18 protein-coding genes are annotated in these 23386 nt (G+C 58.7%); 12 read left to right on the top strand and 6 right to left on the bottom strand.

From position 1 onward, the window contains the following. Positions 1-105: 105 nt before the first annotated feature. Both GA0071314_RS07275 and GA0071314_RS07270 read right to left on the bottom strand, forming a co-directional pair. A complete protein-coding gene (locus tag GA0071314_RS07275) occupies positions 106-627 on the bottom strand; it encodes a DUF3455 domain-containing protein (protein WP_074396022.1) in 522 nt (173 codons plus the stop codon). Positions 628-819: 192 nt separating this feature from the next. Further along, on the bottom strand, positions 820-2331 hold the full coding sequence (locus GA0071314_RS07270) for a carbohydrate porin (protein ID WP_074396021.1): 1512 nt from the start codon (positions 2329-2331) through the stop codon (positions 820-822). 389 nt (positions 2332-2720) lie between these two features. On the opposite strand from GA0071314_RS07270, the gene GA0071314_RS07265 reads away from it, so the two are divergent. From GA0071314_RS07265 to GA0071314_RS07240, 6 genes are all read left to right on the top strand, one after another. Further along, the gene (locus tag GA0071314_RS07265; protein ID WP_074396020.1) at positions 2721-3992 is read left to right on the top strand and encodes an ABC transporter substrate-binding protein; all 1272 of its coding nucleotides are present in this window, start codon (positions 2721-2723) and stop codon (positions 3990-3992) included. Positions 3993-4006: 14 nt separating this feature from the next. Further along, a complete protein-coding gene (locus GA0071314_RS07260) occupies positions 4007-4990 on the top strand; it encodes a carbohydrate ABC transporter permease (protein WP_074396019.1) in 984 nt (327 codons plus the stop codon). Further along, a complete protein-coding gene (locus GA0071314_RS07255; RefSeq protein WP_074396018.1) occupies positions 4987-5829 on the top strand; it encodes a carbohydrate ABC transporter permease in 843 nt (280 codons plus the stop codon). Before GA0071314_RS07260 ends, GA0071314_RS07255 begins: the two co-directional genes overlap by 4 nt. 30 nt (positions 5830-5859) lie before the next feature. Then, the gene (locus tag GA0071314_RS07250) at positions 5860-7500 is read left to right on the top strand and encodes an alpha-glucosidase family protein (RefSeq protein WP_074398466.1); all 1641 of its coding nucleotides are present in this window, start codon (positions 5860-5862) and stop codon (positions 7498-7500) included. Positions 7501-7556: 56 nt separating this feature from the next. Beyond that, positions 7557-8663 (top strand): ABC transporter ATP-binding protein, encoded by a 1107-nt coding sequence (locus GA0071314_RS07245; RefSeq protein WP_074396017.1) that lies wholly within the window; start codon positions 7557-7559, stop codon positions 8661-8663. A 127-nt stretch (positions 8664-8790) separates the two neighbouring features. After that, positions 8791-9840 carry a LacI family DNA-binding transcriptional regulator gene (locus GA0071314_RS07240; protein ID WP_231896528.1) on the top strand — a complete coding sequence of 350 codons (1050 nt, stop codon included), beginning with the start codon at positions 8791-8793 and terminating at the stop codon, positions 9838-9840. Positions 9841-9849: 9 nt separating this feature from the next. On the opposite strand, the gene gap is transcribed toward GA0071314_RS07240, so the two are convergent. Continuing rightward, on the bottom strand, positions 9850-10857 hold the full coding sequence (gene gap / locus GA0071314_RS07235) for a type I glyceraldehyde-3-phosphate dehydrogenase (RefSeq protein ID WP_074396015.1): 1008 nt from the start codon (positions 10855-10857) through the stop codon (positions 9850-9852). Between the two features lie 266 nt (positions 10858-11123). Here gap and pyk point away from each other — a divergent pair, with 266 nt between their 5' ends. Beyond that, on the top strand, positions 11124-12590 hold the full coding sequence (pyk, locus tag GA0071314_RS07230; protein WP_074396014.1) for a pyruvate kinase: 1467 nt from the start codon (positions 11124-11126) through the stop codon (positions 12588-12590). 45 nt (positions 12591-12635) lie between these two features. Then, entirely contained in the window at positions 12636-13112 is a 477-nt protein-coding gene (locus GA0071314_RS07225; protein WP_074396013.1) for a methylglyoxal synthase, read from the top strand. Positions 13113-13134: 22 nt separating this feature from the next. On the opposite strand, the gene cra is transcribed toward GA0071314_RS07225, so the two are convergent. Next, a complete protein-coding gene (cra, locus tag GA0071314_RS07220; protein ID WP_074396012.1) occupies positions 13135-14136 on the bottom strand; it encodes a catabolite repressor/activator in 1002 nt (333 codons plus the stop codon). Between the two features lie 180 nt (positions 14137-14316). On the opposite strand from cra, the gene ptsP reads away from it, so the two are divergent. The 4 genes from ptsP (at position 14317) to pgi (ending at position 21736) form a co-directional block, all read left to right on the top strand. After that, positions 14317-17190 (top strand): phosphoenolpyruvate--protein phosphotransferase, encoded by a 2874-nt coding sequence (gene ptsP, locus GA0071314_RS07215; protein ID WP_074396011.1) that lies wholly within the window; start codon positions 14317-14319, stop codon positions 17188-17190. After that, positions 17190-18161 carry a 1-phosphofructokinase gene (gene pfkB, locus GA0071314_RS07210; protein WP_074396010.1) on the top strand — a complete coding sequence of 324 codons (972 nt, stop codon included), beginning with the start codon at positions 17190-17192 and terminating at the stop codon, positions 18159-18161. The genes ptsP and pfkB overlap by 1 nt, the downstream gene beginning before the upstream one ends. Further along, positions 18158-19900: a PTS fructose-like transporter subunit IIB gene (locus tag GA0071314_RS07205; protein WP_074396009.1), complete on the top strand. Its 1743-nt coding sequence runs from the start codon at positions 18158-18160 to the stop codon at positions 19898-19900. Before pfkB ends, GA0071314_RS07205 begins: the two co-directional genes overlap by 4 nt. A gap of 168 nt (positions 19901-20068) precedes the next feature. Next, positions 20069-21736, top strand: coding sequence for a glucose-6-phosphate isomerase (gene pgi / locus GA0071314_RS07200; protein ID WP_074396008.1), 1668 nt, complete (start codon positions 20069-20071; stop codon positions 21734-21736). A gap of 134 nt (positions 21737-21870) precedes the next feature. Here the strand turns inward: pgi and GA0071314_RS07195 are convergent, their stop codons facing one another. After that, positions 21871-22416 carry a DinB family protein gene (locus GA0071314_RS07195; RefSeq protein WP_074396007.1) on the bottom strand — a complete coding sequence of 182 codons (546 nt, stop codon included), beginning with the start codon at positions 22414-22416 and terminating at the stop codon, positions 21871-21873. 68 nt (positions 22417-22484) lie between these two features. Next, on the bottom strand, positions 22485-23216 hold the full coding sequence (locus tag GA0071314_RS07190; RefSeq protein ID WP_074396006.1) for an SDR family oxidoreductase: 732 nt from the start codon (positions 23214-23216) through the stop codon (positions 22485-22487). Positions 23217-23386 lie beyond the last annotated feature (170 nt).

The following is a 23386-nucleotide window of genomic DNA, read 5'->3' as shown; positions in this document are numbered from 1 at the left end:
TGGCTCCCAGGTGACGGCACCGACGCCGGTCGTCGTTTCCACAGACAGCATAGCCGCAAGGGACCCGACAAACGAGCCCCCTGCGGCATAAGCGCTCTCGTTGACTTACTCAGCCGTCCAGAAGATGTAGTCCGCCTGATAGGTGACCACGGCGGTCGCGCCTTCATGATCCATATCGCAGGCCACATCCGGCGCAACACCGCCCTGGGTGTTCAGGCGCTGAATGTAGCTGACGCCGGTCATGGCGCCTTCGCCCTCAGCGGGGTTGGCTGCCACAAGCTGCAGCGGAATGTTGCCATCACCGTTGGCGGCGGTTGCCAACTGGGTACCGGTGACTTTAGAACCATCCAATGCTTCCCAGGTTGCAGGCGGGCCGTAGTAGCTGCCGACCTGGCTGCCTTCACCGTCGTTAAGGGCGGCGTGCGGGCCCTTGAAAACCCAACCCATGTCGCCGTCATCATTGGCTTCACACATGTAGGTAATCGCGCCGACACCGACGGTCTCGAGCACAATGTTGTTACCGTCCGGTACCTGGACGTCCGCCGGCGTTTCGGCCAGGGCGGCGTGACTGAAAGAGGTGATCAGAGCAGCGGCCAAAGCAGCGCGCGTTAGGTGATGAGTGGTCATGTTCAGTCTCCTTGAGTGAGATAACCAGCCGCTGCAAAAAGACGGCTGTATAGGGAATACCCGCGAGGAGACCGATTGGATGCAGCCAGTGACAAATATTTTTAGATAACGTAAAAAAGCCCGCGAGGCATCGCGGGCAAGCAGAAACGGAGAAACAATGAGCGGCCCGGTCTTATGCAGGGCCTGACTTGCTTAGAACCATACTTCGCTTTGGATGCCAAAGGTCCACTGACTGCCGGTAAATTCGTCAGTCCCAAAGGAATCTTCCGTTGAGTAATTATTCAATTCATCATCCCAATCGCTCCAGGTGGCGAACAAGCGAATTTCTGGCCGCTTCCAGAAGCCACCGACGTCCGGCTTGAAGGTTGGCGCGACGGTGAACTTGGTGTAATCCCCGTCAACCTCGTTGCGATCCGAATAGCCCTGAGGATCGATATCGATCATCTGGTAACTGGCTTCATACTGCATTTCAAAATTTTCGGTCAGCTCATTGGCCAAGCGCACGTTAAGCGTGGCCCAGTCGTATGAATCACCTTCCGCAAAACGATCTTCGCTGGTTTCGGCCAACACAGAGGGCGCTATACGCCATTTGGGGGCAAGATAGGTGGTGCCATAAAGCGCTAGACGCGTTGAGGTCGCATCATCGGTCAGATCACCGTTCGCGCCAATATTCTTGGTTTCAGCGCCCAGGCCCTGACCATGCAACACGGCGGCTTTATAGCTGCCCTCGCCCAACCCGAAGAAACTGTCGCCGTGGTAGGCCACCATGGTATGGAAGCCATTTTCTGCTGCTTCCTGGTCTGCTCCAATATCGCGTGTATCGTTATCGGCAGCCGACATGCCGTTAACCATCCACTGCCAGTTACCAAAGTAGTTGTTGGAGGTCAGGATCAGATTATCGGTATCGTCTTCGAGGCCGGGATCTTCGCTGCTGACCACGTCAAAGTCGGCGAAGCTGCGGCCGTAGATCGACAAGTTCGATTTCCAATTATCGGCCAACTGCATGTCGTAGATACCGCCGCCGGTACCGGCGAGGAACACCACATCGCTATCCAGCCAGTGGATATCAAAGTTATCACGGTCGAAGCGCTTACCGGCCCAGATGGAGGCGTCTTCAAATGCACCGGTGAAGCTCGGCAAATCGCTAAATTCGGCAAATACCTGACGAACGTTGATATCCGAATCACCGCCGGTCCAGTCATTGCTGGAGGTAGTGCCATCGGCAATCATGGTGCGATACAGCGCCTTGGCGCCGTTATCAAAGCGCATCCGATAGTTAAGAATCGCTTCGGCGTAGGTGTCCGGCTCGTTACCCAAACGACCTACGGCACCGCCTTCCGGCCCGGCGGGTGTCACGTAGGGGCCGCCTTCAGCGCTTTTGCCATCTTCACCAATCAACAGGCCTGACCGCGCATAGGCGTTGAAAGAGAAACCTTCTTCGCCATCGGCATAGCGTTCCACACGGGCCAAACGTTCTTCGATTTCGGCATCACTCTCAACCTCGCTGCCTCCCCCTCGCTGCTGTTCAGCTTGGTCGGCGCGTTGCTCAGCGGCATCGGCCCGCTGTTCAGCAGCAGCAATCCGCGCCTCCAATTCAGCAAGCCGTTCTTCCATGGTCGTATCCGCCATGGCCACACCGCTTGCACCCAGGCTGGCGGCGGCAATGGCAATTGCCAGCGGTGTCTTAAATGTCATTTTATCCATTGTTTTTAAACCCTATTGTTGTTAGACGCCCCGCTGTCACTACGTCGAGCCGATGCGCATGAAAGCGGTAGCGCTTGAATCGATTATTGTTGAACGTGGTCATCCCGCCGATTGGTAAAGCAACCAACATTGCTTGCCCAAAGAGCGGAACAGGCAAAACTTAATCGATTAAGCACATGTAAACCAACCAGCAATTACTAATTATCGACCAATGTCTAAACGCCAAGTATCGTGTTAGCAAAACCTGAACAAATCATTAGACAAAAGTCGCTATTGAACTTGTCGCCTAGAGACGGCTAACTGAACGCACGAACTTAATCGTTTAAGTGCGCCTTCAGCCGCTCTTCAACGATGCCTAATCCGACAACAACAAACATCGAGGTATGACCATGAAAAAGACACTGCTGACAACAGCCATCGCGCTCGCCAGCGCTGCTGGCGGCATTAGCCAAGCCCAAGCGGCTGAACTGACCATTTCATGCGGAGCCGTAGGTGCCGAACTTGAGCTTTGCGAGCAAGGCGTTGAAGCCTGGGAAGAGAAAACCGGCCACGAGGTCGACGTGGTCTCGACGCCCAACTCGTCGACCGAACGACTCTCGCTCTACCAGCAGATACTTTCCGCCAACTCGAGCGATATCGACGTCATGCAGATTGACGTGGTCTGGCCGGGTCTGCTTGCCAACCACCTGCTCGATTTGAGTGAGGTGCTTGGCGATGACGCCGCAGAGGGTCATTTCGACACCATCGTGACCAACAACACCATCGATGATCGGCTGGTCGCGATGCCGTGGTTTACCGATGCGGGCGTGCTCTACTACCGAGAAGACCTGCTTGAAAAACACGGCTTTGATGTGCCGACGACTTGGGAAGAAATGACCGAAACCGCCCGCGAGATCAAACAGGCGGAGCGCGAGGAAGGCAACGACCGCATGCAAGGCTATGTCTTTCAGGGCCGCGCCTACGAAGGGTTAACGGTGAACGCGCTGGAATGGGTGGCAAGCCACGGCGGCGGCACGATTGTCGAGCAAGACGGCGAGGTCAGCATCAATAACGAACAAGCCGCCAAAGCGCTTGACCTGGCCGCCTCGTGGGTTGGCGATATTTCGCCTGACGGCGTGCTCAACTACACCGAAGAAGAAGCTCGCGGCGTGTTCCAGGGCGGCAATGCGGTCTTTATGCGTAACTGGCCCTACGCTTGGTCGTTGGCACAAAGCGACGATAGCGACGTGCGCGACAAAGTGGGCGTGACGCAGCTACCGGCGGGCGGCGAAGACGGCGAAAGTGCAGCCGGGCTTGGCGGCTGGAACCTCGCGGTATCCCGCTACAGCGAAAACCCCGAACTTGCCGCTGAGCTGGTCGCCTTCCTGGCCGGTGAAGAAGAACAGAAACGCCGCGCCATTGAGGCATCCTACAACCCGACCATTGACTCGCTCTACCAGGATGACGAGGTGTTAGAGGCCGTACCGTTCTTCGGCACGCTATACGACACCTTCACCAATGCGGTTGCCCGCCCCTCCGCGCCGACTGGCGATGCCTACGGCCGGGTGAGCAACGCCTTCTTTAGCGCCTCGCACGACGTGCTTTCCGGCACCAAAGACGGCACCCAAGCCGTTGAGGATCTGGAAAACGAGCTTGCACGCCTGAAGCGTCGTAGCTGGTAACGCGGGAGAGTTTCATGACGACGTCTTCTCACCACAGCGCGCCCGAAGGGGCGCGCTCTTTGGCTACCAAGCCACGACGCGGCACCAAGGTGCGCCGCCAACGTGTTAAGGCGGCCTGGCTGTTTTTAACCCCCATGCTGGTTGCCCTCATGCTGGTGGCGGGCTGGCCATTGATTCGTACGTTTTTCCTAAGCTTTACCGACGCCTCGTTAACCGACCTTAGCGCGGCCAATCTGATCGGCGTCGAGAACTATCTCGTCTATGAAGATGGCCGCTGGTTTGGCGTGCTCGCCGACCCGGTATGGTGGCGCTCGGTGTGGAATACCGTGTATTTCTCGGTGGTGTCGGTATCGCTTGAAGTGATTTTCGGCGTGATTGTCGCGCTGATTCTCAACGCCGAGTTTAAAGGCCGCACCATCGTGCGCGCCGCGGTGCTGATCCCCTGGGCGATCCCAACGATTGTTTCCGCGCAAATGTGGGCGTGGATGCTCAATGACCAGTTCGGCATTATCAACCATATGCTGATGGGCCTTGGCGTGATTGACGACCCCATCGCCTGGACCGCCAGCGCCACCTACTCCATGTGGGCAGTGATTATGGTCGACGTATGGAAGACCATTCCCTTCGTCGCCCTGCTGGTGCTTGCCGCACTGCAAATGCTGCCCAAGGACTGCTACGAGGCCGCCGAGGTCGACGGCATTCATCCGGTTCGGGTGTTCTTCAAGGTCACGCTGCCGTTGGTCACGCCTGCGCTGATGGTGGCAGTGATTTTCCGCCTGCTCGATGCCCTGCGGGTGTTCGATGTCATCTACGTGCTGACCTCCAACTCCACCAGCACCATGTCCATGTCGGTATATGCACGCCAGCAACTGGTGGAATTCCAGGACGTTGGCTATGGCAGTGCAGCGTCTACCCTGCTGTTCCTGATTATAGCCCTGGCGACCGTTGCCTACCTGTATGTCGGCCGCAAGCAACTGCAACTGGGAGGTGATTCATGACCACACGTCAGCTGGGCAAAATTGCCAAGCGGGTTGGTTTTTGGGCGCTAGTCGCGCTGATCATGGTCTACGCCGTCTTTCCGTTTTATTACGCGGTGATCACCTCGTTCAAGCCGTCAAGCGACCTGTTCCGTATTGAGCTTTGGCCCTCTACCTGGGACGTAAGCAATTACGCGCAAATACTGACCGAGGCCAGCTTTTTACGCGCCATCCTTAACTCGATTGTCGTGTCGATCAGCGTGGTATTTATCGCCCTGCTGCTGGGCATTACGGCCTCTTACGCACTGGGGCGGGTGCGCTTTCGCGGTCGCTCAACGGTGCTGCTGATCATTCTTGGCGTGTCGATGTTTCCCCAGGTAGCGGTGCTCTCGGGGCTGTTTGAGGTAATCCGCACGCTGAATTTATACAACAACCCCGCCGCGCTGATCCTGAGCTACACCATTTTCACGCTGCCCTTCACGGTATGGGTACTGACCACCTTTATGAAGCAGTTGCCGATGGAGCTTGAGGAAGCCGCGATTATGGACGGCGCAACGCCGTGGATCACCATTACCAAGGTGTTTCTACCGCTGATGTGGCCTGCCATGGCAACCACCGGGCTGCTGGCGTTTATTGCCGCCTGGAACGAGTTTTTGTTCGCGCTCACCTTCACCCTCAGCGACACCCAGCGCACGGTGCCGGTGGCGATTGCGCTGCTGTCCGGCGGCAGCGCCCACGAGTTGCCCTGGGGGCCCATCATGGCGGCCTCTGTGGTGGTCACCGTGCCCCTAGTGGTGCTGGTGATTATCTTCCAGCGGCGCATCGTTTCGGGGCTTACCGCCGGCGCAGTCAAAGGCTAAGGACTTTTCATGTTATCTACGGACTCACTCATGCAAGACACGCAAGACACAAACGCCTGGTGGCGTGGCGGCGTTATCTATCAGATTTACCCGCGTAGCTTTATGGATAGCCGCGGCGACGGCATTGGCGATTTGCGCGGCATCACCGAAAAGCTCGACTATGTCGCCTCATTGGGCGTCGACGGTATCTGGCTGTCGCCGTTTTTCACATCGCCCATGCTCGATTTTGGGTACGACATCAGCAACTACTGCGATGTTGATCCGATGTTCGGCACCCTGGACGACTTCAAGACGCTGCTCGCCCGCGCCCACCAGCTGGGTCTGAAGGTGATGATCGACCAGGTCATCAGCCATACCTCGGACCAGCACCCCTGGTTTCAGGAAAGTCGCCAGGATCGCACCAACCCGAAAGCCGACTGGTTCGTCTGGGCCGACCCCAAGCCCGACGGCACGCCGCCCAACAACTGGCTGTCGATCTTTGGCGGCCCGGCGTGGACCTTTGATTCGCGCCGTCAGCAGTACTACATGCACAATTTTCTGACCAGCCAGCCGGATATCAACTTCCATCACCCGGACGCCCGTCAGGCGCAGCTTGACAACATGCGCTTCTGGCTCGATCTGGGCGTCGACGGCTTCCGTCTGGATACCGTCAACTTCTACTTTCACGACGCTAAGCTGCGCGATAATCCGCCGGTGCCCAAAGGGGAAGCCAAGACCTTGGGCGCGCCTGACAGCAATCCCTATACCTGGCAGCGCCACGTCTACGACCTCAGCCGTCCCGAGAACCTGGATTTTCTCAAGGATCTGCGCGCGCTGATGGACGAATACCCGGGCACCACCACAGTGGGCGAAATTGGCGATGATAACCCGCTGGAACGCATGGCCGAGTACACCGCCGGCGGCGACAAGCTGCACATGGCCTATACGTTCGATCTGCTCAACAAGCCGCATTCCGCCAAGTATCTGCGCGAGGTGATCGAGCGCTTCCAGCGGCTGGCCGGCGATGCCTGGCCGTGCTGGGCCACGTCGAATCACGATGTGGTGCGCAGCGCCACGCGCTGGGGCGCTAACGAACACTCTGAAGCCTACCCAAAAATCGCCCTGGCGATGCTCTTTTCCCTGCGCGGCAGCGTCTGTCTGTACCAGGGGGAAGAGCTGGGTCTGCCCGAGGCCGAGGTGCCTTTCGAGCGCATTCAGGACCCCTACGGCAAAGTACTATGGCCCGAGTTCAAGGGACGCGACGGCTGCCGCACGCCGATGCCCTGGGATGACTCGGCCCAGGCGGGCTTCTCAAGCATTGAGCCCTGGCTGCCGGTTGCTCCGCGCCACCGCGAGCTTGCCGTCAGCCAGCAACAGGACGACCCTACGTCAACGCTCAATACCACACGACGGCTATTGGCGTTTCGACGCGATCACGCCGCGCTGCTTGATGGTGATTTGACATTGGTTAACGTGGGAGACGACCTACTGGGCTTCACCCGCCAACGTGGCGACGACACCCTGCTTTGTGTCTTTAACCTGACCGACCAAGCGCACCATATCACGCTACCCGTGCCGGTAACGGCGGACCTTGATGGTCACGGTTTTAACTATCAGCGTGACGGCGACCAGCTGACGCTACCCGCGTACCAGGCGGCCTTTATGCGCATCGCCCAGACAACACCGCTTTAACACAACAACAGGCCAACCCACGGCAATAGGGCCTTGAGGTTGGCAAGGAGTCACCCATGGCAAGTGTTACACTTGAAAAAATCAACAAAGTGTTTGGCCGCGACCACATTATCGTCGATGTTGACTTAGAGGTGGGCGATGGAGAGTTCGTCGTTTTCGTCGGTCCGTCGGGCTGCGGTAAATCCACCCTGTTACGCCTGATTGCGGGTCTTGAGTCGATCACCGATGGCGATTTGCGCATCGGCGACACCGTGGTCAACGACTTACCGCCACGTGAACGCGGTGTGGGGATGGTATTCCAGTCCTACGCGCTCTACCCGCATATGACCGTGTACGACAATATGGCATTTGGTTTGAAGCTTGCCAAAGAGACGGATGAAACGGTTAACGAGCGTGTGATGAGCACCGCCAAAATTCTTCAGTTGGAAGAGCTGCTACATCGCAAGCCCAAGGCGCTTTCCGGTGGCCAGCGCCAGCGGGTGGCCATGGGGCGCGCCATGGCACGTGAGCCGCGCATTCTGTTGTTTGATGAGCCGCTTTCCAACCTGGACGCCTCACTACGCGTGCAAATGCGCAACGAAATCGCCCGCCTGCATAATCGCTTGGGCTCCACCATGATCTACGTGACCCACGATCAAGTGGAAGCCATGACGCTCGCGGACAAGATCGTGGTGCTCAACGGTGGCCGCGTCGAGCAGGTCGGCAGCCCCCATCAGCTTTACCAGCGCCCTGCCACCAAGTTTGTCGCTGGCTTTATGGGCTCGCCGACGATGAACTTTATGCCCGCTCAACTGCAGGGCAGCGATGCCCAGGGCTGCCGGGTAAGCGCCCTCGGCGTGGGCGAGCTCGCCCTGCCCCAGGACGCCCAGCGCCTGCCGTCAAGCACGCCACTGACGCTGGGCGTGCGTCCGGAACACCTTCGCCTGGCAGAGCCCTCAGGCGACAACCGTTTTGAAGTGGTCAACGTCGAATACCTGGGTAACGAGGTTTACGTTTATCTGGAGCCCAAGGAAGGTGATACGCTGCTCATCTATCGCGGCGAGGCCCCCAGCCATTGGCAACAAGGCCAGTTTGTCGCCCTGGTGCCGGACACCCAACATGTTCACCTGTTCGACGAGCGTGGCGCAGCGTTAGACTTGCCTGACCAACGACACGCCGCCTGAACAGCGTACCTCCCTTTTCATCAACCCCCGGCCCACGACAGGCCCCTTGATAGGGCTTGTCGTGACGTGGCGGGGGTCGGTATTCTTGCGGGTGGACGCATAACAATTAGCCTGCATAGGAAATCCCGTGACACCACCACGCCGAATGACGCTCAAGGACCTTGCCCGTGAACTCGGCGTCTCGACTGCCACTATTTCCAACGCGTTCAACCGGCCAGACCAGCTCTCCCCCACGCTTCGCGAACGCATCCTTAGCGAGGCTGCCCGGCTTGGCTACAGCGGCCCCGACGCCAAGGCCCGCAGCCTGCGTACCGGGCGCTCACGCATCGTGGCCGTGGTGCTGGCGGAAAGCCTCACCTACAGCCTGAATGATGCGGTCGCCAGCGAGTTTTTGTCCGGCGTCGCCGAAGTGCTGGACGCCCATGGTCATACGCTCCTGCTACTGCCGGGACGCGGCCACGACTCGCAGCCCGCAGGCTCGGCCAATATCGCCGACGGCTTTATCGTCTACGGCCTGATGCCCAACAATCAGTTACTGCAACGTTTGCCGTATCAGCGCCCGCTTGTGTCGGTGGATTTTGACGTGGAGGGTTGCCCGACGGTGCATATCGACGACACCGAGGCCAGCTACCGAATTGCCTGCTATGCACTCAAGCAGCGCCCCGAGCGCCCGGCGATCATCAATCTGAGGCTGACCGTCGAGCCCTGCAACGGTCGCGTAACGGCCGCCCATACCATGCTGCCGAGCACCAGCACCATCAGCCGCGCGCGGCTGGCGGGCTTTTATGAGGCGCTGGAAGAACACGGCATCACGCCCGGCGCGGTGCCGCTATGGAATATTGAGGAGAATACTTTCGACGTGTGCAGCCCGGTATTGGCAGAAATACTCGATCAGCCCGAGCATCTGCGCCCTGACCTGCTGCTGTGCATGTCGGATCGTATTGCCTTGACGGCGCTGACGCTTGCCGAACAGCGCGGCATTCGAGTGCCTGAGGACTTACGCATTACCGGCTTTGACGGTATTGCAGAGGGCCAGTACCGGGCGCCACGATTGACCACCGTGCGCCAGGATAGCGTGGGCAAAGGCAGAGTCGCGGCGCAGATGATTCTTGGCCATCTGCCCGCCGAACAGCAGTTGCTGAAAACAGAGCTGCTGCTCGGCGATACCTGCCCTTGAGGGAGGGTATTACTTGGCGGACGCTGCCTGCATCGCCTCGGCAGTATCCAGCATACGGTTGGAGAAACCCCACTCGTTGTCATACCAGGCCATAACTTTCACCAGGCGGCCATTAACACGGGTGTGATTGGCATCGAAGGTGGACGAGTGAGCATCGTGGTTAAAATCGATGGACACCAAGGGCTGGGCATTAACTGCCAATATCGGTGAGTTGGCAGCGGCTTTCTCGACGATCTCGTTGATCTCTTCCTTGGTGGTATCGCGCCCAGCGTTAAACGTTAGATCCACCAGCGAGACGTTGATGACCGGGACCCGCACCGCCAGCCCGTCAAACTTACCGGCCAACTCGGGGAGCACCAGCCCAACCGCAGCCGCCGCACCGGTTTTGGTTGGAATCATCGAGTGCGTTGCACTGCGCGCCCGGTAGGGGTCGGAGTGGTAAACATCCGACAAATTCTGGTCGTTGGTGTAAGCATGCACAGTGGTCATCAGACCGTTTTCAATACCCACTGCATCGTTCAATGCTTTTGCCACCGGCGCCAGGCAGTTGGTGGTGCAGGAGGCATTGGACACCACGGTATGTTCAGCGGTCAGCACATCGTCGTTAACACCATACACAATCGTCGCATCGGCATCCGGGCTAGGCGCTGAAATCAGCACCCGCTTTGCGCCCGCCGCAATATGCTGGGCTGCCGCTTCGCGCTTAGTGAACAGGCCGGTGCACTCCATCACAATGTCGATGTTCATCGACGCCCAGGGCAGCCGGGAAGGATCGCGCTCCGAAGAGATGGCAATGCGGTCACCGTCGACTTTAATACTCTCGGCATCATGCTCTACCGCAAACGGAAAGTGGCCGTGAACGGTGTCATGGCGAAGCAGATGGGAGTTCAGCGATGGGTCGCCAAGGTCGTTAATCGCCACTACCTGCAGGCGATCGCGGTAACCGTTTTCGTACAGGGCGCGAAGTACGTTGCGGCCAATGCGACCAAAGCCGTTAATAGCTACTCTTATTGTCATGGAAGCACCTCACCTTTGCAGAGAACTGTTGGTAGCGAACGTTTGCAAAACATCTACGCCCGCATCAATAAAATTACTAAAAATACGTACTTAAGCGTCTTATTGGGACTAATGGCGTGTTTTAAGTCTTCAAAAAGGCTGTCAATCAAGCAATATGTAGTAAAATTACTATATAAACGCTATCGTAGTCCACAACTTAATTGCCCGCAATTTCAACGCCCAACGAGGCGCTAACAATAACCATGGCCGACCCAGGAGAATGTGCAATGACGAGCCAGACCCTCTCGCTCCCTTTACGCCGCACTAAGATTGTGGCCACGTTAGGCCCCGCCAGCGACCGCCCCGGCGTGCTGGAGGCAATGCTTAAAGCGGGCGTCGACGTCGTTCGGCTGAATTTTTCCCATGGCGCTGCCGATGACCATCGACGCCGCCTACAAGACGTACGCGAGATCGCTCAGCGACTGGGCCGCAGCGTCGCGGCATTGGGTGACCTCCAGGGACCCAAGATTCGCATTTCGCGCTTCCAGGATGGGGCTATCCATCTCACTCAAGGCCAGCCGTTTATCCTCGACATGGCGATGGATGCCAACCAAGGCAACCAGGAACGGGTCGGCTGTGACTATAAATCGTTGATTGACGACGTCACCGTCGACGACCGCTTACTGCTCGACGATGGCCGCGTGGTGCTGGATGTCACCCAAGTGGTAGACCAGGAGGTACATACCCGGGTTCACGTGGGTGGCAAGCTGTCCAACAACAAAGGCATCAACAAGCAAGGCGGCGGCCTATCAGCCCCAGCGCTGACCGAAAAGGACAAGGCCGACCTGATCACCGCCGTGGACATCGGCGTGGACTACCTGGCGGTTTCCTTCCCGCGTAGCGCTGCCGACATGCAAGAGGCACGTACACTGCTGGGCGATGCTGGCAAAGAGATCGGCCTGGTCGCCAAACTCGAGCGCGCGGAAGCCGTGGCCGACGACGCGACCCTGGATGGCATCATCCAGGCCTCGGAAGCAGTCATGGTAGCCCGCGGCGACCTGGGCGTTGAGATTGGCGACGAAGCGCTGATTGGCACCCAAAAACGTATCATCAAGCACGCCCGCACGCTGAATCGCGCGGTGATTACCGCCACCCAGATGATGGAATCGATGATCGAGTCGCCGCTACCCACCCGCGCCGAGGTATTTGATGTAGCCAATGCGGTGCTGGATGCTACCGATGCGGTGATGCTCTCAGCCGAAACCGCCGCGGGGGATTATCCGGTCGAAACCATTGAAGCCATGAATCGCGTGTGCCTGGGTGCTGAGCGGGAACGCATTGCACAGGAATCGGGACATCGCATCCACGAAGGCTTTGAGCGCGTTGATGAAACCATCGCGCTATCTGCGATGTACGCGGCCAACCATCTTGAGGGTGTAAGCGTGATTGCCTGCATGACCGCTACGGGCTACACCCCGCTGATTGCTTCGCGGATTCGCTCCAAACTACCCATTGTCGGCCTAGCCCATAGCCCTATCGCGCAACGCCGTATGGCACTGTATCGGGGCGTAGTGTCAATTCCATTTGATACCACCCATATGCAGGCAGAAGAGGTCAACGGCGAGGCGCTGAAGCTGCTAAAGGCCCACGGCTTGGCGGAGCCCGGCGAGCATGTCATTCTCACCCGGGGCGACCACATGAACGCCCATGGCGGTACCAATACCATGAAGGTGTTAGCCGTTGCGGCCGAGTAAACACCCTCATGCCGTGATAATGACCATGCCTTGGAGAGCCATGCCATGAATGATGCGCGACCACCTCGTCAGGCACTTCGTACGCTTCAGGCCCGCAAGCGAATTGCGTTAATCGCCCACGATGGCAAGAAAACCGAAATGCTCGAGTGGGCGACGCGCTGGAAGGACACGTTGAGCCAGCACGAACTGCTTGGCACCGGCACCACAGCGAATCGCTTGCGCAGCGAGCTGGGGCTGCCGGTGGAAGGCTTGATGAGCGGCCCGCTTGGCGGCGACCAGCAAATTGGCGCGCGTATCGCCGAGCAGGCACTCGACGTGTTGATTTTTTTCTGGGACCCGTTTGCCCCCCAGCCCCACGACCCAGATGTCAAAGCGCTACTGCGCCTCGCCGCACTATGGAACGTACCGGTAGCGTGCAATGCAGCCAGCGCCGACTTTGTGCTTTCCTCGCCCTACCTTGGCGAACGCTACGAGATGTCGATTCCCGACGCCAACGCCTGGGCCGAAGCACGCACCGTTTAATTTGCCTGGCTCGAACGTGGCGTTAAACAATCATTTGCGCACCGGCATGGCGGGTGCGCAAATGCCGTGCGACTTCCTGTTGACCACATACGTACTCACCCTCCGTGGCAGCCAAGGCACAGCGCAAGGTTAATTCGGCGATGCGGTCATAATCCTGCAGAGCCGAATTGATCGGCTGAGGTAAAAAGTCCAGCAGACGGTGGTCGCCGAACGTTGCCAGCCTCAAGCCATCGGGTAGGCCTCCACGCTCCAGAAACACGTCAAACACGCCTTCCAACAGCGTATAGGACGCCGTTACCATCGCATCCGCCCCACCTTCTTCATCCAGCAACTTGACTGCCAACCGCGCGCCTTCGCTGCGTTCGTAATGCGTACCACTCAAATACAGCGGCGTGATCGACGTGCCCGCAAGCGCTTGCTGAAACCCGGCCCGACGCTCACGGCTGATAGACAAATCGGGCATCGCCTCGAGCCAAGCCACCCGCTGAGTAGCGGGATGAATCACCGACTGGGTCAACGTTAACGCCGCTTGTCGATCGTTGCTGACCACGCTGGCGAAGAGCGCAGGGTCCAGCCCCCGGTCCATCCCCACCACACGCCAGCCTTCTTTTACCAAATCCGCGTAAAAAGGGTCGTCGCTTGCTAAGCAACTCGCCGTGATAAGCACTTCACAGCGCTGGGCGCGCAGCGCCAGCGCCAAGCCCCGCTCGCTCTCCGGGCAATCGTCGGAACTCACGATGAGCAGCTGATAGCCGCGCTCACGAGCGCCCCGCTCTATGCGTTTGGCGAGCCGGGCGTAGCTGATGTTTTCCAGGTCAGGGACGATCAGCCCAAGCAACCGGCTCGCACCCCGGCGCAGCGCGGCAGCCTGGGGGTCGATGTGATAACGGTGCTGGCGAACTACCGCCATGACTTTTTCAATGGTTGCTTCGCTTATGCGGCGTTTTTCAGCCTGGCCATTAATCACATAGCTGGCGGTGGTGCGTGATACTCCGGCAAGCCGGGCAATATCGGCAAGTGTCATGCAATTCCCCCTCTGATTAACGCCAGTTTAACAGCCAGCAGACACCTATCAGACCAAAGTCTAGGCGCAGAGCCCTTGTGTCCTAAAGTGAATCGATTCAGCATAGCAACTATACAGAGATGACACGATTCATCCAGCTCACTTCGGTGCGCTACGACCATCGTTCTACAGGAGACACCTATGCTGACGCTTGGCTCTGATGACATCTTGCTCGACTGCCACGCAGACGACTGGCAAGCGGCACTGGACGGCGCTGCCGACGCGCTGGTGAAGGCAGGCTTCGTCGAGCCCGGCTACCGCGACGGCCTCCACGCCCGGGAAGCGCAATCATCGACGTTTTTGGGCAATGCTATTGCTATTCCCCACGGCACGCCGGAAAGCCGCCAGCACGTCAAGCAAACCGGGGTTCGTGTTTTACAGTTTCCTGACGGTGTGAAATGGCACGATGGCCAGCAGGTGCATGTGCTGGTCACCATTGCCGCGCAAAACGACGAACACCTCGACATTTTACGCCAACTGACCCATGTGCTCGACCGCGAAGGCGTTGCTGAACAGTTGGCAACGGCGGCATCCGCCGCCGACGTTGCCCGCTTGCTCTCTAAGCCGGCCGTGATGCCTCGCCTGGATAACGACACGCTGTGCGTTAGCTTCCCCGCCAAAGACCTCCAGGAATTAACCCTGGCCGCCGCCGCGCGACTGCGCCAAAGCGGCTGCGTGGATAATGCCTTCATAACCGCTATTGCGTCTGCTGAACCCACCTGGCTGGGTAACGGCCTGTGGCTGGCAAGTCACCCTCACGGTGTCGTCCAGCCCGCTCTTGGCGTCGCCACACCGTCTGATGCATCGCTCAAACATCGCGACCACCCCGTTCACGCCTTGTTCTGCCTGGCGGCCAGCGGCGAGAACCACCTCCCGCTGCTTGAACAATTGCTGCCGCTGCTGGCACGAAACGAAAGCGAGAGCCTGGTGAACAACACCAGCGCGCAGTGGCTGGCCACCTTGGCGGGTGAAACCGCCAGCACGCAAACCCAACGCGCTCGGGTATTGAACCCTCACGGCCTGCACGCCCGCCCGGTCAAGCAGCTGGTACAAATCGCCCGTGCTCAGGGTATTCCGATCAACGTCCGCCTTGAGGAAGGCAGCGCCACGCCGGTTTCTGCCGCCAGCCTGACCAAGGTGATTGGTTTGGGCGCACGGCGCGGCCAATGGCTGATATTTTCCGCCGAGGGCGAGCAGGCAAGCCAGGCACTCGCCGCCGTCAGCGAGGCCGTTGAGTCTGGCCTGGGCGAAAAGGTTGCCCCGTTTGACGGCGGGCGTGAGAGCATCTCAGCGGCCAACAGCACTGCCAAAGCAACCGTTGAGCCATTGGCCAATGATACGCCGCATACCGGCGTGGCCGCCTCTCCAGGGCTAGCCATTGCCCCGGTATTTGTCATTCGCCCGCCGATCTTTAAGTACCCGCAGCACGCCGATGACCCTGAACGAGAAGTTGCTCGCTTGCGCGAGGCGCTGAAAGAAGGCGCCGCCCAGTTGGAAGCGCTGGTACATAATGCACCGGGCGGTGAAGTCGCCGATATTCTTTCCATGCACGAAGAAATGCTCGACGACCCGGAGCTACTCCAGGCTGCCATCGACGCCATCCGCGACGGGGCGTCTGCGGAAGCCGGCTGGTGGGAAGCTATCGACACGGCCGCCCACGCCCAGGAAATGCTCGCCGACCGGCTACTGGCCGAACGCGCCGCCGACTTGCGCGACGTTGGTCGCCGGGTGCTGGGCGTGCTTTGCGATGTCAAACTGCCGACGCCTCCCGACCATCCGTATATTTTGGTGATGGACGATATCGGCCCATCCGACGTCGCGCGGCTGGACACTACTCGGGTACACGGCCTGCTTACCGTTCGTGGCGGCGCCACCGCACATAGCGCAATTTTGGCCCGTGCGCTGGGCATCCCGGCGGTGGTGGGTGCCGGTGAAGCGGTCATGGCCCTACCTGACGGCGGCATGCTGATTCTTGACGGCGAACGCGGCCGGGTCACCTACCAACCTTCGGAAGACCGCCTGCAACGCGCCGAGCAGCAGTTGCTTGACCAGCAGCAACGTGAGGCCGACGCCTGGGAAAGCCGCTTTGCAACCGCCCAGACCCGCGATGGTCATCGGGTTGAAGTGGCGGCCAACCTGGGCAACACCGCCCACGCCGAAGATGCCGTTGAGCGCGGCGCCGAGGGCGTTGGCCTGCTGCGCACCGAGTTTCTGTTTATGGCGCACGCCAGCGCGCCGGATCTGGCGACCCAAATTGCCGAGTACCGCCAAGCAGTGGATGCGCTGGATGGCCGCCCGCTGGTGGCGCGCACGCTGGATGTCGGTGGCGACAAACCGTTGCCCTACTGGCCGGTGCCTCAGGAAGACAACCCCTTCCTCGGCCTGCGCGGCATCCGCCTGGCGCTGACCCAGCCACAAGTGCTGGAAACGCAGCTACGCGCCTTGCTGATGGCCAGTGCCCATCAGCCACTGCGTATCATGCTACCGATGGTCAAAGACATCGCCGAATTCCGCGCCGCCAAGGCGATTTATGACCGGCTACTGAGTGAAATTTCGCCGTCTCAGCGCGCCACCGACGTGCAGCTCGGCGTGATGATCGAAGTGCCTTCCAGTGCCCTGCTGGCTCCGTCGCTTGCCGCCGAAGTGGACTTTTTCTCGGTGGGCACCAACGATTTAACCCAGTACACCCTGGCCATCGACCGCGGCCACCCGGAGCTATCCGCCCAGGCTGACGGCCTACATCCCGCAGTGCTGCGCTTGATTCAGATGACCGTCGATGCGGCCCACGCCCAGGGAAAATGGGTGGGCGTATGTGGCGAGCTGGCCTCCGACGCCATGGCAGTACCGGTGCTGGTCGGCCTGGGCGTAGACGAGCTTTCCGTCAGCGCCCGGCAGATCCCGCTGGTCAAGGCGCGACTGCGCGAGTTTGACCTGGCGGATGCCCAAGCCCGCGCTCAGTTGGCCCTGGCTCAAGCCACCAGCGATGACGTGCGCGACGCGCTGGAGGCTTACTGATGGCCCGCGTGCTATGTATTACCCTCAATCCGGCGCTGGACCTGGCATTCAGCCTTGACCAGCTCACTTTAGGCGCGGTAAACCGCCCCCATCACGCACAGCTTGAAGCCGCGGGTAAAGGCGTCAACGTCGCACGGGTACTGGCGAGGTTAGGCCACGAGGTCACCGTCAGCGGCTTTCTCGGCGCCGATAATGACGCACCTTTCGCGCTGGCCTTTCAGCATTCCGCGCTGCGTGACGATTTTGTGCGCGTAGCGGGTGAAACGCGCATCAATGCCAAGCTGGCCGAACACAGCGGCCGCGTCACTGACATCAACGGCCCGGGCATGCCGGTCACTCAAGACGATCTAGAGCGCTTAACGGTGCGGCTGGATACGCAACTACACAGCACCACGCCGCCACACGCGGTTGTGGTGGCCGGCAGCTTACCGCCGGGGCTCAATCTGGATGACTTTCGCACCCTCCTCCAACACCTGAAGGCCAGCGGCGTGCCGCTGTGGGTGGATACCAGCGGCGAGGCGCTTAACGCCGCTATTGAGGCAAAGCCCACTGCCGTCAAACCCAATGAGCTTGAACTTGCCGAGTGGGCAGGCGCAGCGCTTGACACAAGTCCCGCGCTCACCCAGGCGGCGCGCCGCCTACATCAAAGCGGCGTGGAACACGCGCTGGTCTCTGCAGGTGTCGATGGCGTGCTGTGGGTTAACGCCCAGGGCAGTTGGCATTCAACCCCGCCGACCGTCACTGCTGTCAACACCGTGTGCGCCGGTGACACCTTCGTCGCGGCCATGCTCCACGGCCTGCTTAGCGGCCACGACCCCGAGCACACCCTTCGTTTCGCCACGGCGTTGTCAGCCGAGGCCGTTCGCCATGTGGGCGTGGGCAATCCCCAAGCCCCAGACTTCGATTCACTCCAACAACAGACCCGGGTACGGCGTCTTGACGACACCATCACCGAGGGAGCTACGCTATGAACCTGATCCTGATTACCGCCTGCCCCAGCGGCATGGCGACCACCTTCCTCGCGGCCAAGCGGCTGGAACAGGCAGCCGAGCGAATGGGCTGGCATGTTCACGTGGAAATGCACGGCGAACTCGCGCCGCTAGAAGCCGCCACCGCCGAGCAGATTGCCAACGCCGACTTGATTGTCGTCGCAGCCGAGCATGTTCCCGCGCCCGAGCGTTTTGAAGGTAAGCGCCTGTATCGAGCGCCGATTGCCGAGGCGCTCGCCGATCCCAGCACCTTCTTGACCACGGCAAAACGTGATGCGCCGCTTTATCAGACGCCCGCTAGTGGGCCCACTGCCAGCACCGCTGTGCCAGCGGCCACTGGAGGCCAAAAGATTGTTGCCGTGACGGCCTGCCCGACGGGCGTTGCGCATACTTTTATGGCTGCCGAAGCGCTGGCCGAAGCGGGCAAGGCCATGGGCCACGCCATTCGCGTGGAAACCCAGGGCTCCGTCGGCGCGCAGGACCAACTGACCGAACAGGAAATTGCCGACGCCGATGTGGTGGTACTCGCCTGCGATATCGACGTTGATCCCAGCCGCTTTGCGGGCAAACGCATTTATCGCACGTCTACCGGTAATGCACTGAAAAAACCGCGTCCGACCCTGGAAGCCGCCCTTACCTACGCAAGCGTTGAAGACAGCAACCAGCCCAGCACTGGCGGTGAAGGCAAAAGTGCCAAGGAAAAAGGCGTTTACAAGCACCTACTAACCGGCGTCTCGTTTATGCTACCGATGGTCGTGGCTGGTGGCTTATTGATCGCGCTATCGTTTGTATTTGGCATTAACGCCGCCGAGGAGGAAGGCTCGCTGCCTGCTGCGCTAATGGAAATTGGTGGTGGCACCGCCTTCGCGTTGATGATTCCTGTGCTCGCAGGTTATATCGCTTACTCGATTGCCGACCGCCCCGGTATCGCGCCGGGGATGATTGGCGGCATGTTGGCCTCTAGCATTGGTTCCGGCTTTATCGGCGGCATTCTGGCGGGCTTTTTAGCAGGTTACGTAGCCTTGGCCGTTATTCGCTACGTCAAGCTACCTTCGAGTATCGAATCGCTTAAGCCGATTCTGATTATTCCGCTAATCGCCAGCTTGGTCACCGGCCTGGTGATGATCTATATCGTCGGCGAACCTGTTGCAGGCATCCTCAACGCGCTGACCAGCTTTCTCGAGACCATGGGTTCCACCAACGCCGTGCTGCTGGGCGTTCTGCTAGGCGCGATGATGTGTTTCGACCTGGGTGGCCCGGTCAATAAAGCCGCCTATACCTTTGGCGTAGGCCTGCTGGCATCCGAGACTTACGGCCCTATGGCCGCGATTATGGCCGCGGGCATGGTGCCTGCTATCGGCATGGGGATTGCCAGCTTCGTGGCACGCCACAAGTTCTCGGCGCCCGAGCGAGAAGCGGGCAAGGCGTCATTTGTGCTGGGCATGTGCTTTATCAGCGAGGGGGCAATTCCGTTTGCAGCCAAAGACCCACTACGCGTGATTCCCGCCTGTATTCTGGGCGGTGCGGTTACCGGTGCGCTTTCCATGCTGGTAGGCGCTAAACTGATGGCACCGCATGGCGGCATTTTTGTCCTGCTGATTCCCAACGCCATCACGCCGGTTATTCTCTACCTGGGTGCCATTGTGATCGGCTCGCTGATTACCGGACTGGGCTACGCCATGATAAAACGCGGCGCCGCACAGGTGGCGGTTGCCAGCTAAGCGGATGTCAGGCGGGCCATTGCCCGCCTTTTCATTGGCGTATTATTGGTTTTATTACCTTGTGCCATGCTTTTATCCGCGTAAGGTTGCCACAGCGTGGGTTTTATGTAGTATTTTTACATACATAACCTCAAGGCAACTCGCCGACCTACAACAACGGACCTCTCTATGTTCCAGCTAACCCGCAGTGTGACGTGGCAGGCACTTGAACGCCTGCGCGACAAAACCGCTAACGACCGCATTCGTGACTATTTCACCAATGACCCGCAGCGCTTTGACAAAATGAGCCTGCGGGTGGGCGGTCTTTTCCTCGACTACTCCAAGCATCATGTCTCCGATGAAGTGCTGGCCAAGCTGATTGAGTTAGCCGACCACTCCGCGCTTGTACAGCGGCGCGCGCAGATGTTCTCCGGCGATATCATCAACGTCACCGAAGACCGTCCGGTCTTGCACACCGCACTGCGCCACCTGGGCGACGAACCGGTGTTTGTCGACGGCAAGGACGTCATGCCGGAAATCACCCGCACCCGCGAGCAGATCAAGCTGTTTTCCGAGGCGGTGCGCAGCGGCGAGTGGAAAGGCTACAGCGGCAAACGCATCAAAGACGTGGTCAACATCGGCATTGGCGGCTCCGATCTTGGCCCCAATATGGCGGTTCGCGCGCTGCTCAAATACCGCCACCCGGAGTTGCACTTCCACTTTGTTTCCAACGTGGATGGCACCCATATCCAAAAGGTGCTATCCCGGCTCGACCCGGCCACCACGCTGTTTATCGTCTCAACCAAAACCTTCTCTACTCAGGAAACGCTGCTCAACGCCAAAACGGCGCGGCGCTGGTTCCTGGAAAACGCCGGTGACGATGCCGACGTAGGCGCGCACTTTATCGCCGCCTCTACCAACCGCAAGGCGGCGATGGAGTTCGGCATCCGCGAAGAGAACGTATTCGAATTCTGGGCCTGGGTCGGCGGGCGCTACTCCATGTGGTCGTCGATCGGCCTGCCCATCGCCCTTTCCATCGGCTTTGAAGGGTTTATCGAGCTGCTGGAAGGCGCGCATGAGATGGACAATCACTTCATTGAAGCGCCCTTCTCAGAGAACATGCCGGTGCTGATGGCGCTGATCGGCATCTGGTACATCAATTTCATCGGCGCTGAAACCCAGGCGGTGGTGCCTTACGACCAGGCCCTGCACCAGTTACCCTCATTCCTGCAGCAGTTGGATATGGAATCCAACGGCAAGTCGGTGGATATCTTCGGCCACCCGGTGAACTACAAAACCGGCCCGATTGTGTGGGGCCAAACCGGCTCCAACGGTCAGCACGCCTTCTTCCAGCTACTGCACCAGGGCACCCGCTATGTGCCCATCGACTTTATCGCCTCGCTCAAGCCCGAGCCGGGCGTGGAAGACCATCATTTCGCTCTGCTGACCAACATGCTCGCCCAGGCCAACGCCTTTATGGAAGGTAGTCAGGGCGATAGTAAAGAACTCAGCCAGCACGACCCCTACAGTTGCCCCGGCAATCGCCCTTCCAGCACCCTACTGCTGGATGAGCTAACGCCGAAAAACCTGGGAGCGTTGATCGCGCTATACGAGCACAAAGTGTTCGTGCAAGGGGTGATCTGGAACATCAACTCCTTCGATCAATGGGGCGTGCAGCTTGGCAAGCGTATCGCCGGCGAAATCAGCGAGCGCATTGACACCAACGCCGCCGATTTCGACGCCTCCACCCAGGGCCTGCTGGAACTGGTACGTGCCCACTTCCCCGATGGCGGCAGCGACGAGAAGGAGAGCGTCCAAGCCGCTGCCGATAAGAAACCTGCCAAGAAGAAGCGCTAGGCTAGTCTGGTAAACGGGAGAAAAACGAACGCCTTGGCTTGAGAAAACCAAGGCGTTTATTCCTGCCCCTAGCCCCTATATACGGTCAGCTACATAACATCAACGAACTAGAAAGTTAAAAAGGTGGTTAAGCATCATATTTCCACCTCCTCCGGAATCAACGCCAGCAGATCGGTGACGCCAACATCCACACCGGCTTGGGAGAGCAGCGTTGTTGTCTGCCCGCGGTGATGGGTTTGGTGATTGAAGAAGTGAACGACCAGGCTTGAGTAGCGCCGTTTTGATGCCACTCCTTTTGTGTTGTGATAACTCAGCGTGGTACTCAACTCGTCGTCTGTCAGCGCCGCTACCCAGTTAATAATCACGGTATCGAGCCATTGGCGATGCGCTTTCAACCCCTCCAAGCCATCAAAGAGAGTCTGATCAAGACGAGCTGGCGTAGGTAGTGCCCCCATTACCTCAAGCGTTCTTTCGGAAGAGGAGGCGTGTGTTGCAAACCGCTTGAGCCAAATCGTGTCGGCTACCGCGATGTGGTTTAGTGTGCCAAAAATCGAGCCGAAGAACGCGCCACGCTCTTCCGTCAGTTCAGAGTCGCTCAGCGTACCGGCGGCATCATAGAGTTTAGCGTTCATCCACTGGTTATAAGTGGCTAACTGCTCGAAGTGTTGTTGAAGTGTCATGAGTTAAGACCTTTCCTTATCAAAAGCAGCATCCATTTAGAACGTTTGAATATGGGCGAAGAACAGCATTACCGCCCGCCTGCCACATCAATAAATGATCCCGTGACATAAGAGGCTTCGTCCGAGAGCAACCAAGCGATGGTATTAGCCACTTCTTCGGCGCTACCGCCACGCTGCATAGGAATCTGGGGAGCTAAACGGTCAACCCGCCCTGGTTCTCCACCATCGGCATGCATATCAGTGTAGATAAAACCGGGACGAACGGCGTTAACCCGAATCCCAGAGCCAGCAACTTCGCGAGACAACCCCTTTGTTAGGGTGTCCATGGCACCTTTCGATGCAGCGTAGTCAACATATTCAAAGGGCGAACCTGTTTGCGAGGCAAGCGACGAGACATTGACGATTGCACTACCCTGTTGAAAACGTCTCACGGCTTCTCTCGAACACAGAAAGCAGCTGACCACGTTGCTATTCAGCACTTGGTTAAAGCGCGCAAGGTCGATATCCGCTAGCTTGGATTGAGTAAACAGTATGCCTGCATTGTTGACCAAGTGAGTGACACTGCCAAAGCGCTCTTCTGCTGCATCAAACAGACGGATGACGTCAGCCTCTTTGCTGACATCCGCTTGACAGGCAAAGGCTTGGCCACCATCACGGACAACAGAATCCACCACACTATCCGCTCGTTCTCTGTTAGCAAGATAGTTAACACACACCGCATAGCCTTGGGCACCAAGCAACATTGACGTTGCGGCCCCAATACCCCGGCTTCCTCCTGTCACAATGACTACTTTTGACATAGCGCCTCCTCGCTGACTCTCTGGTCACAAACCCACCTAGCACATTAAACCCACCATAGTTCTTTGGGTAGCGTCCTTTTAGCCTGCTACCAGATTACGTAATTTACTTACTATTGATTTCTGTTTATTTCACCACTACTGTATATAAAACCATATTAAAGAGGTGAACC

Origin of the sequence: Halomonas sp. HL-93 (assembly GCF_900086985.1) — a bacterium.
Taxonomy (GTDB): Bacteria; Pseudomonadota; Gammaproteobacteria; order Pseudomonadales; family Halomonadaceae; genus Vreelandella.
This window is presented reverse-complemented; position numbering and strand designations above follow the sequence as displayed.

Excerpts from the sequence above, each read along its gene's own strand:
- GA0071314_RS07275 (WP_074396022.1), bottom strand. The coding sequence starts at position 627 with ATGACCACTCATCACCTAACGCGCGCTGCTTTGGCCGCTGCTCTGATC.
- GA0071314_RS07270 (WP_074396021.1), bottom strand. The coding sequence starts at position 2,331 with ATGGATAAAATGACATTTAAGACACCGCTGGCAATTGCCATTGCCGCC.
- GA0071314_RS07265 (WP_074396020.1), top strand. The coding sequence starts at position 2,721 with ATGAAAAAGACACTGCTGACAACAGCCATCGCGCTCGCCAGCGCTGCT.
- GA0071314_RS07260 (WP_074396019.1), top strand. The coding sequence starts at position 4,007 with ATGACGACGTCTTCTCACCACAGCGCGCCCGAAGGGGCGCGCTCTTTG.
- GA0071314_RS07255 (WP_074396018.1), top strand. The coding sequence starts at position 4,987 with ATGACCACACGTCAGCTGGGCAAAATTGCCAAGCGGGTTGGTTTTTGG.
- GA0071314_RS07250 (WP_074398466.1), top strand. The coding sequence starts at position 5,860 with ATGCAAGACACGCAAGACACAAACGCCTGGTGGCGTGGCGGCGTTATC.
- GA0071314_RS07245 (WP_074396017.1), top strand. The coding sequence starts at position 7,557 with ATGGCAAGTGTTACACTTGAAAAAATCAACAAAGTGTTTGGCCGCGAC.
- gap (WP_074396015.1), bottom strand. The coding sequence starts at position 10,857 with ATGACAATAAGAGTAGCTATTAACGGCTTTGGTCGCATTGGCCGCAAC.
- pyk (WP_074396014.1), top strand. The coding sequence starts at position 11,124 with ATGACGAGCCAGACCCTCTCGCTCCCTTTACGCCGCACTAAGATTGTG.
- GA0071314_RS07225 (WP_074396013.1), top strand. The coding sequence starts at position 12,636 with ATGAATGATGCGCGACCACCTCGTCAGGCACTTCGTACGCTTCAGGCC.
- cra (WP_074396012.1), bottom strand. The coding sequence starts at position 14,136 with ATGACACTTGCCGATATTGCCCGGCTTGCCGGAGTATCACGCACCACC.
- ptsP (WP_074396011.1), top strand. The coding sequence starts at position 14,317 with ATGCTGACGCTTGGCTCTGATGACATCTTGCTCGACTGCCACGCAGAC.
- pfkB (WP_074396010.1), top strand. The coding sequence starts at position 17,190 with ATGGCCCGCGTGCTATGTATTACCCTCAATCCGGCGCTGGACCTGGCA.
- GA0071314_RS07205 (WP_074396009.1), top strand. The coding sequence starts at position 18,158 with ATGAACCTGATCCTGATTACCGCCTGCCCCAGCGGCATGGCGACCACC.
- pgi (WP_074396008.1), top strand. The coding sequence starts at position 20,069 with ATGTTCCAGCTAACCCGCAGTGTGACGTGGCAGGCACTTGAACGCCTG.
- GA0071314_RS07195 (WP_074396007.1), bottom strand. The coding sequence starts at position 22,416 with ATGACACTTCAACAACACTTCGAGCAGTTAGCCACTTATAACCAGTGG.
- GA0071314_RS07190 (WP_074396006.1), bottom strand. The coding sequence starts at position 23,216 with ATGTCAAAAGTAGTCATTGTGACAGGAGGAAGCCGGGGTATTGGGGCC.